The organism is Undibacterium sp. Ji42W, assembly GCF_049340405.1.
In the GTDB taxonomy this organism is placed as follows: Bacteria; Pseudomonadota; Gammaproteobacteria; order Burkholderiales; family Burkholderiaceae_D; genus Undibacterium.
The window spans coordinates 185,305-199,168 of sequence record NZ_JBMPOV010000008.1; the positions used below are offsets into that span (position 1 = coordinate 185,305).

Annotated in this window: 12 protein-coding genes; 7 read left to right on the top strand and 5 right to left on the bottom strand. The window is 49.9% G+C overall.

The genetic code is table 11. The features are described from left to right. The first annotated feature begins 1 nt into the window (after position 1). The 7 genes from ACO0LG_RS18675 to ACO0LG_RS18705 all read left to right on the top strand — a co-directional run bounded on the left by ACO0LG_RS18675 (position 2) and on the right by ACO0LG_RS18705 (position 7,979). Positions 2 to 823, top strand: coding sequence for a LytR/AlgR family response regulator transcription factor (locus ACO0LG_RS18675; RefSeq protein WP_423029061.1), 822 nt, complete (start codon positions 2 to 4; stop codon positions 821 to 823). Between the two features lie 35 nt (positions 824 to 858). Further along, a complete protein-coding gene (locus ACO0LG_RS18680; protein WP_423029062.1) occupies positions 859 to 1,338 on the top strand; it encodes a GNAT family N-acetyltransferase in 480 nt (159 codons plus the stop codon). Positions 1,339 to 1,386: 48 nt separating this feature from the next. Next, positions 1,387 to 2,289 (top strand): sulfurtransferase, encoded by a 903-nt coding sequence (locus tag ACO0LG_RS18685; RefSeq protein ID WP_423029063.1) that lies wholly within the window; start codon positions 1,387 to 1,389, stop codon positions 2,287 to 2,289. 190 nt (positions 2,290 to 2,479) lie between these two features. Next, entirely contained in the window at positions 2,480 to 4,540 is a 2,061-nt protein-coding gene (locus ACO0LG_RS18690) for a M13 family metallopeptidase (protein ID WP_423029064.1), read from the top strand. 204 nt (positions 4,541 to 4,744) lie between these two features. Further along, on the top strand, positions 4,745 to 5,176 hold the full coding sequence (locus ACO0LG_RS18695; RefSeq protein ID WP_423029065.1) for a hypothetical protein: 432 nt from the start codon (positions 4,745 to 4,747) through the stop codon (positions 5,174 to 5,176). Between the two features lie 12 nt (positions 5,177 to 5,188). After that, positions 5,189 to 6,007, top strand: a complete 819-nt coding sequence (locus tag ACO0LG_RS18700; protein ID WP_423029066.1) for a DUF2145 domain-containing protein — start codon at positions 5,189 to 5,191, stop codon at positions 6,005 to 6,007. 253 nt (positions 6,008 to 6,260) lie between these two features. Further along, positions 6,261 to 7,979, top strand: a complete 1,719-nt coding sequence (locus ACO0LG_RS18705; RefSeq protein WP_423029067.1) for a long-chain-fatty-acid--CoA ligase — start codon at positions 6,261 to 6,263, stop codon at positions 7,977 to 7,979. Positions 7,980 to 8,053: 74 nt separating this feature from the next. On the opposite strand, the gene ACO0LG_RS18710 is transcribed toward ACO0LG_RS18705, so the two are convergent. From ACO0LG_RS18710 to ACO0LG_RS18730, 5 genes are all read right to left on the bottom strand, one after another. Beyond that, on the bottom strand, positions 8,054 to 8,509 hold the full coding sequence (locus ACO0LG_RS18710; protein ID WP_423029068.1) for an HIT family protein: 456 nt from the start codon (positions 8,507 to 8,509) through the stop codon (positions 8,054 to 8,056). An 87-nt stretch (positions 8,510 to 8,596) separates the two neighbouring features. Further along, positions 8,597 to 10,234 (bottom strand): amino acid adenylation domain-containing protein, encoded by a 1,638-nt coding sequence (locus ACO0LG_RS18715; protein WP_423029069.1) that lies wholly within the window; start codon positions 10,232 to 10,234, stop codon positions 8,597 to 8,599. A gap of 110 nt (positions 10,235 to 10,344) precedes the next feature. Further along, positions 10,345 to 12,405: an alpha/beta fold hydrolase gene (locus ACO0LG_RS18720; RefSeq protein ID WP_423029070.1), complete on the bottom strand. Its 2,061-nt coding sequence runs from the start codon at positions 12,403 to 12,405 to the stop codon at positions 10,345 to 10,347. A gap of 93 nt (positions 12,406 to 12,498) precedes the next feature. After that, a complete protein-coding gene (locus ACO0LG_RS18725) occupies positions 12,499 to 12,744 on the bottom strand; it encodes a hypothetical protein (RefSeq protein WP_423029071.1) in 246 nt (81 codons plus the stop codon). Next, complete coding sequence (locus ACO0LG_RS18730) at positions 12,722 to 13,618, bottom strand: diiron oxygenase (protein WP_423029072.1); 897 nt, start codon at positions 13,616 to 13,618, stop codon at positions 12,722 to 12,724. Before ACO0LG_RS18730 ends, ACO0LG_RS18725 begins: the two co-directional genes overlap by 23 nt. Positions 13,619 to 13,864: the final 246 nt, after the last annotated feature.

Sequence of the window (13,864 nt, forward strand, 5' to 3'; positions counted from 1 at the left end):
CATGACAGCCAAACGTGCCCTGATTGCAGAAGATGAACCCATACTCGCACTGACCCTGCAAAAAATGCTGGAAAAACTCTGGCCAGAGCTGCAACTCTGCGCCGTGGTTGAGAACGGCGTACAAGCAGTACAAGAAGCACTGGACAAGCTACCAGACATCCTCTTTCTCGACATTAAAATGCCAGGCAAGACTGGGTTGGATGTCGCACAAGAACTGGCCGAAGAATGGCCGGACGACAAGGCCTTCCCTCTTATCGTCTACGTCACAGCCTATGATGAATATGCCATAGAAGCCTTTGAGCATTCGGCATCTGATTATGTCTTGAAGCCAGCCAGTGAAGAACGTCTGAGCAAGACTGTGCAAAGACTACAGGCCCGCCTGGCAGATGGCGTACAAAGGCCAAATGAACTCGATCGCGTGCTCGAGCAATTACGTCACCTCGTGCCTGGCCAGGTTTTACCAGGCGCTAATGGCAGCAGCAACCAGGCAGCACCAGAACGCCTGCGTATTATCCGTGCCGCCGTTGGCAACCAGATACGCATGATCAATGTCGATGATGTTCTGTATTTTGAAGCGACCGACAAATACATCAATGTAGTCACCCGAGAACACTCATCTCTGATACGCAGCAGCCTGCGTGAATTATTGCCACAACTCGACAGCAGCATCTTTTGGCAAATCCACCGCAGCACGGTGGTCAATACCTTGCATATACAAATCGCCAACAAGGATGACACTGGCAAGATCAGTCTTAAACTCAAAGGTAGTGAAGACAAGCTACAAGTCAGTAGAGTCTATGCACATCTGTTCAGACAGATGTAAGCTATCCTGATTCACCACAACCTGACGAAATACAGATGAGTACAACTAAAAACTTAAACGATTTGCAATGGCAATGTACAAGCTTTGCCGAATTAAGCAATATGCAGTTACATGCTATTTACCAGGCGCGGGCTGCCGTGTTTATCATTGAACAAAATTGCGTGTATCAGGATGTGGATGGCAAAGACCCAGTTTCACATCATCTGACTGCGTGGACGCCAGAAGGCGAAGTGGCGGCTTACCTGCGTATTGTCCCTGCTGGCGTCAGCTTTACAGAAGCATCTCTTGGCCGCGTCATCAGCACCAAAGACTGGCGTGGCACCGGCGTTGGCAAAGCTTTAATTGCAAACGGCGTCAAGGCTTTGCATGCACTCTACCCTGCCGCCCCTGTCCGTATCGGTGCCCAGGCCTATCTCGAAAAATTCTATGGCAGCTTTGGTTTTGAGACGGTTTCTGACATCTATCTGGAAGACGATATTCCGCATATCGAGATGCTGTTGGTCGCAAAAGCCTGATTAAATCGCTTATAATGCTGCCAAATCAATGACTTACTGAATTTCATCATGCCCGCTGTAATACAAACACCCGATAAACCCTACGTCAATATTTCTGCCTACAAGTTCATCAGTTTCGATGACACTGCTGAAAAACGCCAGGTATTTCTGGACAAGTGCAAGGAACTGAATTTGAAAGGCACGGTACTGCTGACGCCAGAAGGCATCAACATGTTCCTGGCCGGTTTGCGCCATGAGATTGATGCCTATATGGACTGGCTGCACCAAGACCCGCGTTTTGCAGACGTTGTGGCCAAAGAGAGTTTTTCTGACCACCAGCCGTTCACCAAGATACTGGTCAAGCTGAAAGCAGAAATCATCACCATGCGCATGCCGCTGATCAAGCCTGAAGAAGGCCGCGCCCCTGCGGTGGATGCGCATACGCTGAAGCGCTGGCTGGACCAGGGCCATGATGACAATGGCAAGCCTGTGGTCATGGTGGATACCCGCAATGATTTTGAAGTCGATGTTGGCAGTTTTGACAATACCATCGATTACCGCATTGCCAAATTTACAGAATTCCCGGCTGTTATCGAAGCCAACCGCGATGCCCTGAACGACAAGACCGTGGTTACTTTCTGCACCGGTGGTATACGCTGCGAAAAAGCCGCCATCCATATGCAGAATGTAGGCTTTGACAGCGTCTATCAGCTCGAAGGCGGCATCCTCAAGTATTTTGAAGAAGTTGGTGGCGATCACTACCATGGCGATTGCTTTGTGTTTGACTACCGCACAGCACTAAACCCACAACTGGAAGCAACAGACACCAAACAATGTTTTGCCTGCCGCGCTGTCGTCACGCCACGCGAGCAATTGTCTCCCTGGTATATCTCTGGCAAATCTTGCCCGCATTGCAAGAAAGAATCGACCGGAGCAACAGGCACGAGTGAAGCTGAGGCTACTGCGGCCTGATTGCCACAGCAGACTGCTGAAGTAAGGTTTCAAACGAAAGCATTACTGTTTATACAGTAATGCTTTTTTATTTCCCATACTGAACTTCGCCGGCACCAGACAGTCTATTCAGGTTCTGGCATATAAAATACACCGCCTGCATCCTGCAGCGCCTTGCTGCCCGGGCAAAACAAACATACAGAGACTCCTTATGAAACGCTTATTACTCAGCACACTCGCCCTCAGCCTGCTGACCAATGCCGCACTGGCTGCCGACACTCCCGCTGTGAGCACTGTCGCAAAAGTCGCGGCCCTGGGGTCAGGCATACATCCTGAAGACATGGACAAGGCAGTGCGCGCACAGGATGATTTTTATCGTTATGCACAAGGTGCCTGGCTGAAGGCAAATGAAATCCCGGCAGATAAATCAGACTGGGGTACTTTCATGAAAGCGCGTGAAGATGTGCAACAACAATTGCGTTCTATCGTCGAAAGCGCCGCGAAAGAGAACAACAAACTGGCCGGCTCGGATAAACAAAAAATCGGTGATCTCTACACCAGTTTCATGGACGAAAAAAAACGCAATGCCCTGGGCATTACGGCACTCAACAATGAATTGGGGCGAATTACCAGAATGCAAAACAAGCGTGGCATTCATGACCTGATTGCTCATTTCCATGAGATAGGTGTCAACACCCCGATACGTTTAAGCATAGGCCAGGACAACACCAATTCCAGTCAATATGCCGTGACTGTCTCCCAAGGCGGGCTGAGTTTACCAAATCGCGACTATTACCTGTCGCAAGAGGATGCAAAAATGACCGACATCCGTGCCAAATACAAGACACACATAGAAAAAATACTGAGGCTGGCTGGCAAAAGCAATGCAGCAGCACAGGCAGACAATATCATCGCGCTGGAAACTGCACTGGCCAAAGTGCAATGGACACCCGTAGAAAACCGCGATCCGGTCAAGACCTATAACAAAATGTCTGTAGCTGAATTGAGCAAGATGACACCCGCCTTCAACTGGGCGGTGTATCTGCAATCCGCAGGCATGGGTGGCAAAATCAATGATCTTGTTGTGCAACAGCCGAGCTTCATCAAAGGCTTTAACGATACCATCAACAAGTTCAACCTCAGCACCTGGAAGTCATATTTTACCTGGCATCTGATCCGCTCTTACAGTCCTTTTCTGTCGTCTGATTTTGTGAATGAAAACTTTGCCTTCTATGAAGCCACGATTGCAGGTACCAAAGAAAACCGCACACGCGAAAAACGCGGCGTAGCACTGACCGACCAATTGCTGGGTGAAACCGTGGGCAAGATGTATGTAGAAAAATACTTCCCGCCTGAAGTCAAACAACGCACAGAAAAAATGGTGGGATATTTTCTCGAAGCCTTCAAGCAAAGTATAGAAACTCTGGACTGGATGAGCCCGGAAACCAAGAAACAGGCACAGATTAAATTATCCAAGATCAGCGTCAAGATAGGTTACCCAAGACAATGGCAGGATGATACTGGCCTGACAATCAAGAGTGATGACCTGATCGCCAACCTGCTGCGCGCGCGCAAAGCACGCTATGAAAGGGAAGTTGCCAAACTGGGCAAACCCATAGACCGTGAAGAATGGCATATGACACCGCAAACGGTGAATGCTTATTACAGCCCTGAGATGAATGAAATCGTCTTCCCCGCGGCGCGCCTGCAATCACCGCTGTTTGACGTCACTGCAGAAGACGCTTTCAACTACGGCGCACTGGGCATTTCCATCGGTCATGAAATCAGCCATGCATTTGATGACCAGGGTGCAAAGTATGATGGCGACGGAAATCTACGCAACTGGTGGACAGCAGAAGACCAGGAAAAATTCAAGAAAAAAACCGCCAGCCTGGTTGATCAATATGCGACGTATAGTCCAGTTGCCGGTTATTTCCTGAATGGGAAAATGACCCTGGGTGAAAACATTGCCGACAATGCTGGCATCGTCATGGCATTACGCGCATATAAATTATCCCTGCAAGGCAAACCTGCACCTGTCATCGATGGTTGGACTGCAGAACAGCGCCTGTTCATGGGTCTGGCACAAGCCAGACGTGGCAAGTCACGCGAGCAGCGCTCCATCACACTGGTCAAGACTGACGTGCATTCCCCTGGCGAATTCCGTGTCAATGGCAGCCTGGTTAATCATCCTGATTTTTACACTTCGTTTGACGTCAAACCTGGCGACAAGATGTATCTGACGCCAGAAAAACGCGTTAGTATCTGGTAGTCCGCAGCGTCACCAAGCTACCTGCCCTGCTCTTGTCAAAAGGCATGGCAGGTGGCACATCAGTATCTATTTTCCTGAAAAAATCAGTTTTTGGTATCAAATTCCACCACCTCTTCTGTAACTATTTGCTACTGATGACAAATAGCTTGTGATTCTATGGTCTTATATTATTGTAGAGTCACTTTCTACATTCAAGGAGACATAATGTCAGCACCAATTCGCAAAATCGCCCTAATCGCCGCCCTGTGCGCCAGCAGCCTGTTGCCGCTTTCTGCCCACGCTGGCCGTGGTTGCATTTCCTGCGGCCCTTCTGGTGGTTCTGAAGCCTTGTCCATGGGTGTGGGTATCATCATGCTCGGTGGTTTCTCCATGGTGGCGGGATCAGGCGAGATGATTGTTGATACCGTCAAGGCGGGGGCCGATGGCGTGACAGTCGTACTCAAGGGATCGACCCAGGCAGTCAGCACTACTGTCAGGTTATCTGGCAAGGGCATAGAAAAAGTTGGTCTGGTCAGCGGTGCAGTGGTGGAAGTCAGCGCGATGACAACTGGTTATTTGCTGGTCAGTGCAGGCAAGGTGCTGGCATTTATTCCTAACGAAATCGGTACTGCCCTGATGCACCATAACAAGGTCTGATTCAATTTATATATGCGCACACGCTCACTGACTTCCTCGGTAACGCTCAAATTGATGCAGCGTTTATTCATCGTCTTCACACTGGCATGCATGGCACCGGCTTTTGCCGGTCGCCCTTGCGAGGAAAATAGTTACGACCCAAAGAAAGTCATGCAAGCCCTGGAGTTTGCGCACAAGACCCAGATCAGGCTGGATGAAAGCCAGGCCAATGTTGCCATCATTGCCCGTGTCGGCCAGGATTTATCGAAATACAATTTACGTTATTCCCATCTGGGTCTGATAGAACACCTGCCAGATGGCACCTGGTCTGTCATGCATGAGCTAAACCAGTGTGGTACGGCTAATTCAGAATTATTCAGGGAAGGCCTGGGTAATTTTTTCATGGACGACATGTTTGCCTTTGAGACCTTGATCCTCATCCCCAGCAGTGAGCTCCAACAGAAAATACAGCAAGTGATGGCCGATGGCCGCGCAAAGAACCTGCATGCGGCGCGCTATAACATGCTGTCTTATGCCTACTCCACCATGTACCAGAATTCAAATCAATGGGCACTGGAAGTCCTCGCCGCCGCCCAAGCCAATGATATGCGAATAGAAAACCGCACGCAGGCACAGGCATGGTTAAAGTCAGCATCGTATAAACCGGATACCCTCAACATCCCCTCCCTGACAAGACTGGGTGCACGCATGTTCCGCGCCAACGTGGCATTCGACGACCACCCATTCGACCGTCGCATGGCTGGGCAAATTGATACCGTCACTGTTGAATCCATCGTGCGCTTCATGGTGTCACGCGATGGCAAAACTGAGAAAATCGTCATCAAGCAGTAAAGTAACTTGCAAAACCTTTTTCAGTCGAACTCAAAAATCCCTACCAGAGGAGCACGGAACTGCTCCCAAAAAACCACAATAGCATTTTTTTAGAAGGCTTATTCAAATGTCATGAATAAGCCTTGCCTCTTGCTGCCACCTGCATTTAGCATGGTCAAAAACAATAATAAGTTTGCCAACATCAGTACGCAGACGGTGTTCATTATCGCCTGACGTCACCCGATTTTTATAACAATGAGACAAAAGGTAAAGCATGGAAAAGTTTTGGCTGCAATCCTATCCCCAAGGTGTGCCCGCAGAAATCGACTACACACAATACACATCCCTGGTACATTTACTGGAAGAGTCTTTCCAGAAATATGCTGACCGCAAGGCTTATGTCTGTATGGACAAGTACCTGAGCTATGCAGAAGTGGATGAGTTGTCGAAAAAATTTGGCGCGTGGCTGCAAAGCAGGGGTCTGGAAAAAGGTGCGCGCGTTGCCATCATGATGCCCAACGTCCTGCAATACCCTGTCGTCATCGCCGCAGTCTTGCGGGCAGGCTATACCGCTGTCAACGTCAATCCCTTATATACACCGCGTGAGCTTGAACACCAGTTAAATGACTCAGGTGCAGAAGCCATCGTCATCCTGGAGAACTTTGCCACCACACTGCAACAGGTTTTGAGCAAAACCCGTATCAAGCATGTTGTCGTGACCAGCATGGGTGACCTGATGGGAGGCGTCAAAGGCATGGTCGTCAATTTCGCAGTGCGCCATATCAAGAAAATGGTGCCTGAATTTTCGCTACCAAGCGCCATCAGTTTCAAACAGGCGCTGGCAGATGGTTCACGCCAGTCATTAAAAGCGGTAACGATCACACAGGATGATATCGCCTTTCTGCAATACACCGGGGGTACTACAGGCGTCTCCAAAGGAGCCACACTGTCGCACCGCAACGTCACTGCCAATGTTGTGCAAAATGATGCGTGGGCACAACCAGCACTGAACAAGGCTCCCAAAGTAGAGGCGATGACCATCGTCTGTGCTCTGCCCCTGTACCATATTTTTGCGTTGACCAGTTGCTGCCTGATGGGTACGCGTCTGGGTGGTCTGAATATCCTGATCCCCAACCCGCGTGATATTCCCGGGCTGGTGCAGACGCTTTCCAAACATAAAATCAGCATGCTGCCGGCAGTGAATACCCTGTATAACGGTTTGCTGAATAATCCTGATTTTGCCAAACTTGATTTCTCTGAACTCAAGGCCTGCAACGGTGGTGGCACTGCGGTGCAGCAGGCGGTTGCCGAGCGCTGGAAAAAAATCACTGGCTGCGCTATCGTTGAAGGCTACGGTTTGTCTGAAACCTCACCTGTCGCGACCTGCAACCCATCCAATGCAGAAAACTTTAGCGGCACCATAGGCTTGCCATTGCCATCGACAGAAATAGCGATACTTGACGATAACGGCAACCGCGTACCTTTGGGTGAAGCAGGTGAAATTGCCATACGTGGCCCGCAAGTCATGGTGGGTTACTGGAACCGCCCTGAAGATACAGCCAGTGTCATGACTGCTGATGGATTTTTCAAATCAGGTGATGTCGGCATCATGGAAGAGAACGGCTATATCCGCGTAGTCGATCGCAAGAAAGACATGATCCTCGTATCGGGCTTTAATGTTTATCCAAATGAAATCGAAGGTGTGGTTGCGGCTCACCCAGGCGTGCTGGAATGCGCCTGCATAGGTGTGCCAGATGCCAATTCTGGCGAAGCCGTGAAATTATATGTCGTCAAAAAAGATGCGCAATTGACCGATGAAATCTTGATGAGCTATTGCAAGGAACAACTGACCTCCTACAAAAAACCGAAGTATATTGAATTCCGTACTGAGTTACCGAAGTCAAATGTAGGCAAGATCTTGCGCCGTGAATTAAGGGACGAAAAGAAAGTTGAAAAGATCGATGTAAAGGTAGATGAAAAGAGAGCGGCTTGATGGCGAAATTTGGCTAAGCCGAACAAAACAAGGCCGGCATTGTCAGGCCTTGTTTTTTTGGATATGCAAATAATTTATTCTGATTTGAGCAAAGCCTGCCACCGCGCAGCCTGTCTCGTCAAGCGTTTGCTGCGGCCTATATAAGACCAGGGATTGATGAAGCGTGTCAGGTAACGCCATGCCATCAATGCTGTGTCGCCATCGCGACGAGGTATCACATGCAGGTGCACATGCGCCACATGCTGATTGGCAGCCTTGCCATTATTGAGCAGCACTGCGGTAGCACTGCTTTCGCCACTGAGGCGCAATGCGGATGAAAAACGGCTGGCCATGGCAAACAGATAAGCCACCGTTTCTTCCGGCAAGTCTTCTATATGCTGCTGGTGTTGTTGCGGTATCACCAGCAAATGCCCTCGCGTCAGGGGGAAGGCATCAAGAATGGCGATACAGTGTTCATCACGGTACACGACCGATGCGGCACTGCGCCCGTTGAGGATTTCGCAAAATACGCATTCATGCTTTCTGGCCACATTTCCTCCTGCCTTGGAAACTGTATCGTCTACACAAAAAACCCGTCGCACAGGACGGGTTCATCTCCTGCTGCATTTTCAAAAGCATCATACGCCAGGAATGACTTTTTCCACTTGCTGGCCATCAGTTTCTTTCGCCAACTTTTGCAAGGCCGGGTAATCGATCTTGCCATTCGAATTGAGCGGCATCTTGCGCAATTCGATTACGTCCTGTGGCAGCATGTAAGCAGGCAAATACAAGGTACAGGCCTTGAGTATATCTCTTGATGATACGGTAAAGCCACAACCATAGGCAAGCAAGCCCTGCACGCTGCCATCGGCAGCTAGTGGCCAGGGTACCACTGCCACCAGGTCAGAACCGCCAAGGCGACGTATCACGGCCTCCACCTCTTGCACCTCTACCCGGTAACCACGTATCTTGACCTGGTTATCGATGCGGCCACAATACAGCAAGCCGACCTTAGCATCTGCACAGGCGAGGTCTCCGGTACGGTACCAGCGTTGCGCCAGTTTGCCCTCGAAATGCATATTGAGAAACCGCTGGCGCGTCAGCTCTGCATTTTCCCAATAGCCTTGTGCCAGTTGTGAGCCGCCCAGATACAGTTCACCCATTTCACCGTCAGCAACAGGATTAAAGTGGTCATCAAGGACCATGGTTTCCTGACCTGGCAGAGGCTGGCCTATGGGTACAACAGGCAAGGCCGCGATACGCTCGTCACTGGCCTGATATGGATGCACCGTAAAAGCTATGGTCGCCTCGGTAGGCCCGTATAAATTCTCTATGATGGAATTAGGCGCAGCAGGTTGCCAGTCCTGCGCCAGGCTGGTGGGCAGTGCTTCACCACAAAACAGGCTGTACTTCAAGTTGGGCAAGATGCCAGGGCGCAAGGCGTTATAACGTTTCAGGCAGGCGGCTAGTGATGGTACAGAGAACCAGTGCGTCAATTCATGTTGCTGCACAAATTTAAGCGGCATCATCATGACACGCGCAGGCACGCTATACAGGCAGGCACCAGCGCTCAGACTGACAAAAATATCATGCACCGACAAGTCAAAGGTAAAGTCAAAAAACTGGGTGAAGCGATCCCCCTGCCCCGGTTGATAGCGCGCTATTATACTGGCGACATAGGTAGAGGCATTTTCATTCGTCACTGCCACGCCTTTGGGCAAACCTGTGCTGCCGGAGGTGAACAGGACATAGGCAATAGGATTGGCTTTTGCAGGTAGAGTAAGACTGGCCGTATCAGCCTCGGCCATCTGGCGTTTCAAAATATAGGTATGCTGGCTGGCACTGGTTGCCCAGGTTGGCAGTGCCTCCGTCTCGGGCATCAGCACGGTCAATGGCTCGGGATAAGACTGTAGCAATTCTTTGGCTGCATCCATGGAGCGCTCATCCACCACAATCGAGGCTGATGCAGACAGCTCCACCATACGCAGATTGCGCTGCACCGGAAATTTGGCATTCAGTGGCACATAGGTCATGCCGGCCAGCAAAGTGCCAAGCACAGAGGCATAGGCAGTAATGCTGCGATCAACCAGCAAGGCGCAACGTTGACGGCTGCAATCCTTGTTTTCGCGCGCCAGCGTGCGGGTAATCCTGGCAACACGCAACAGCAATTCAGCATAGGTATAAACCTGTTCATCCACCCATAATGCGTTGCTGTTGGGCTGGGTTTTAGCAGTATTGAAAAAACCGGCAATCAATAATTTTTTTTCTTTTTTCATACAAATGTCTCCCCCCGACCATGGTGATGACCATGATCGTCATTTCGCTATAACGCAAACAGCAGGGCAATAGCCACAGGCTTTTTTTGAAGCGGACATTGCCTTCGACATCAAATCAGGCTGGGCATCACTTGATCCTGATGCTGCGCGACGAATTGCCTGATCATGGTCGCCAGGTCTTCATCGTAGAAATGCGAGAAGTGGTCGCCGTTTTCATCAAAGGACAACACACCCTGCTTCAGACCCGCGACCAGGAAGCGACCAACATCAGCATGCGTGACCTGGTCCTTGCCGCCGACATGGACGAGCACAGGATGCGGGATATCGGCAGTCCAGGCATCGTCTCTTTCATTGAACAGGCCATTCATCATATTGGCATAACGGAACAGTGATTCTGGCGTGCGGAAAGGCACGCTGGTCATGTACAGCAAGAAAGGATCGGTACTGGTCAGTATCGTAGAAATCATCTTGCGGTCTTCACCGTCATCTGAGGTTGCATGGGCGCCGTAAATGAGGTCGCAATACTTTTGGGCGAAGCGATAATTGGCAGCAATCTTGGGAAAAAGCGTGCGTATATTTTTTTCAAAGTCGGTGATCTTGATTTCATTCGAGGCTGGCAAGGAGACGCCGCCATTCAGCAAGACTGCCGATGAAATGCGCTCAGGGAAAACCGCCATGCTGCGCAAGCTGACCTGGGCACCGCTGCTCCAGCCAGCGATAGCTGCCTTGATGATGCCAAAGTGATCAAGTATCGCCACCATGTCTTTGGCATGGGTCAGCGAGTGGCATTTTTCCAGATCAAATTCATGGGTAATGGCGGGCACCCAGCGGCTTTCCCAGGTGATAACGTGAAACTGATCAGACAAACGTTGGGCCAGCGGGAACATGAAGTCAGATGGCATGCCATAGGCATTTGCCAACACCAGCGCGGGTTTGGTTTTATCACCGAGAGTCAGCACGCATAATTCTGTGCCATCTTCAGCCGTGACTTGCGTACGACTGAAGGTAGTGCCACTCGTTTGCTCGTCCAGTTCTTTGATAAAGGCTGTCAAGTAAGTGCCATAATCAGCCCAACTCAGACCCACATGTTTAGGCAGGCTGCGGGAGAAGTTTTTGATGGTGCGGTAGTAACCGCCATAAAATACGGTACGCTTGTCAAACAATTCTTCGATCGCAGTAGCTGGAGTATCACGCTCGGGCACGAAATTGATGCTTTTCATGCCGAGTGCCGTGTCAATTTTTTCCAGCATGGTCTTGACATTGAGATCACTGGAATTGGTCAGGTGATAGACCTTCTGGTCGCCGAAGCCAATATTGCTGAGATAGATCATGTCGAACACGCATTGATCCACCGGCACCAGGTTCCCGGCAGCAGCCAGGTCACCGATGAGACGCAGGGGTGTCTGCAATTTGCTCAATGTTTCGCGCAGGCGGTACATTTCCTGGGTCAGTCCGTAGATACCAAAACGCGTGCCTCCGCTGCGGCGTGATGCCAGCGGCCCCATGATGATGGCGGGACGCAGGATGCGGTAATCGAGCCCATTGGCATCGCAGTATCTAGCAACTTCATGCTCGCCTTCATTTTTACTGCTCTCGTAGAAATTGTTGTAGGCGATATCGACAGGATGCAGGCTCTCAGGTATTTCGCCAGCTACGCGGCCAGACGTATAGGCAGTGGAAATATGCAGGTAATGCTGGCATTGCACCCGCCGCGCGAGATCCATCACATTCTGGGTGCCGTTGATATTGTGGTGGTAGATTTCTTCCTTGTGGCGATCTTCAAACTTCAGGCTGGCAGCACAATGCCAAAACTCGCTGATGCCCGCTGACACAAGTTTTTCCAGGTCACTCTTGCTGATCGCGCACATGGTCTCGGTCATGTCACCGAGTATGTATTCCAGCTTGCTGTCGATATCCGCTTTGGGGATAGGCTGGTTATAGGCCGAAGCACATACAGCCAGCGCATCATACACACGCTGCCTGGCATGCTCCTGCGATTCTCCCCTGACCAGTACATAGATCTTGCCGCTCTGGCGCAAACGCCAGAACAGAAAATTGCTGCCGAGGAAGCCGGTAGCGCCGGTGAGCATAATATTTTTTGTCGTATTGCGGTGACGGTTGGTCAGTTCCAGCAGATCGCCATAGCGATAATCATTGAATTGGTGTTCCATGGTTTGTCCTTGTATTTGTCCTATATTTGACTTGTATTTGACTTGTATTTGCTTTGTATTTGTTTTCTGCATAGGTAGCGGAATGGAAATGCCCTATTCCATATAATTCAGTTGTACCCTGTCCAGGGTTCTGACCTTGTCGAGCACGGTGTCATCGACCACGACTTCCCTGCCACTGATTTCTTCTATGAGCAGCACGTATTCCACAAAGCTCAGGGAATCGACTACCTCGTTTTCTATCAGATCAAGATCGAAGGGAATATCGGACAGATATTTTTTCTTCGACAACAACCACTGTTTAACTTCATTGATCTTGTCAAGACTGATCAGCTGGTTCAAAACTTGTCTCCTGTTTTAATAAATTTGTGTCGTCCAGCAGGGCCAGTACTTTTTTCAGCAATTCGCGTGCATGAAAGTCTTGCCTTGCCGGGTCAACGAGCAAGGCACTGCGAATTGCCATGCCGCTGGCAAAACCTGCATCGCGGTACATGGCTGGGTTGTAGAGTGATTCAATGGTAACCTGCACATATTTGCGCAAGTGTTGCGAGACTTTTTCCATCACTTCTGGTGCATAGTCATTGCTGATGCCATCAGCCAGCCTGGCCAGCAAGGCGCGGCCAAAGGTAATGTGGCGCGACTCATCATTGCGGTGCGCCTCATTGATTTCGCGTATGAAGGGGTGTACGCGGTCATCGAGTGCAATCTTCAGGTTGTAGTAATGGCCGACTTCTTCAAAAATGAAAATCTGTGCAAAGCGAACGAGGACTGTCAGCCTGGGATCAAGCTTCAGCTCGGTCAGTTGTATTTTTTTGTTGCCATAAATCTTGCCCGCATAGTTTTCGCAAAATTTGGCGAAGTACCACATGTGCTGGTTTTCTTCGTCAATGAAGTGATGCAGGTAATCATTGGCCTCTTTCAGCATGGGGGTATGCAAGAGCTCTGCCACACCTGCAATCAACTCCTGCTCGCCCGTCACATTCAGGCTGAAGAGATTAATGCATTCCCATTTGCTGAGCAGTTTGCGTTGCGCCTCGCCGGCTTGCTCATAATACGGCGTGCCGTGGATGCTCAACAATTCAGGGCTCACCCACCAGTCCTGGTCACTGATATCATCCACCCAGTCAAAGCGGGTGAAGCTGAAGACATGCCTGTCCCGTGACAATTGCACCAGCCTGGCGAGCCGGTCGGTGTACATACTTTGCGTGCTGCTCATCTTTCGTTGTCCCCATTGATGTTGATCAATACGTTAAAATTTAGTCTAGCTATTTTTAGATGCCTCTTTAACTACATTAATAAAAGTCCAACATCAGCGTCTATTCAATTCGATAGAATTTTTCATCTAAGTTTCTGGCACAAAATTTGATTTACAGAAACTTTGTAGGATGACAAAAATCGTGGGGAAACTACCTGCCTGAGACGTGGCAGCCTCATAACACTGGATTAACCGGAGGGTATTTTT

Bases quoted from the DNA above. Each gene is read 5' to 3' on its own strand.
- ACO0LG_RS18675 (WP_423029061.1), top strand. From the start codon at position 2: ATGACAGCCAAACGTGCCCTGATTGCAGAAGATGAACCCATACTCGCA.
- ACO0LG_RS18695 (WP_423029065.1), top strand. From the start codon at position 4,745: ATGTCAGCACCAATTCGCAAAATCGCCCTAATCGCCGCCCTGTGCGCC.
- ACO0LG_RS18705 (WP_423029067.1), top strand. From the start codon at position 6,261: ATGGAAAAGTTTTGGCTGCAATCCTATCCCCAAGGTGTGCCCGCAGAA.
- ACO0LG_RS18700 (WP_423029066.1), top strand. From the start codon at position 5,189: ATGCGCACACGCTCACTGACTTCCTCGGTAACGCTCAAATTGATGCAG.
- ACO0LG_RS18720 (WP_423029070.1), bottom strand. From the start codon at position 12,405: ATGGAACACCAATTCAATGATTATCGCTATGGCGATCTGCTGGAACTG.
- ACO0LG_RS18680 (WP_423029062.1), top strand. From the start codon at position 859: ATGAGTACAACTAAAAACTTAAACGATTTGCAATGGCAATGTACAAGC.
- ACO0LG_RS18730 (WP_423029072.1), bottom strand. From the start codon at position 13,618: ATGAGCAGCACGCAAAGTATGTACACCGACCGGCTCGCCAGGCTGGTG.
- ACO0LG_RS18685 (WP_423029063.1), top strand. From the start codon at position 1,387: ATGCCCGCTGTAATACAAACACCCGATAAACCCTACGTCAATATTTCT.
- ACO0LG_RS18715 (WP_423029069.1), bottom strand. From the start codon at position 10,234: ATGAAAAAAGAAAAAAAATTATTGATTGCCGGTTTTTTCAATACTGCT.
- ACO0LG_RS18690 (WP_423029064.1), top strand. From the start codon at position 2,480: ATGAAACGCTTATTACTCAGCACACTCGCCCTCAGCCTGCTGACCAAT.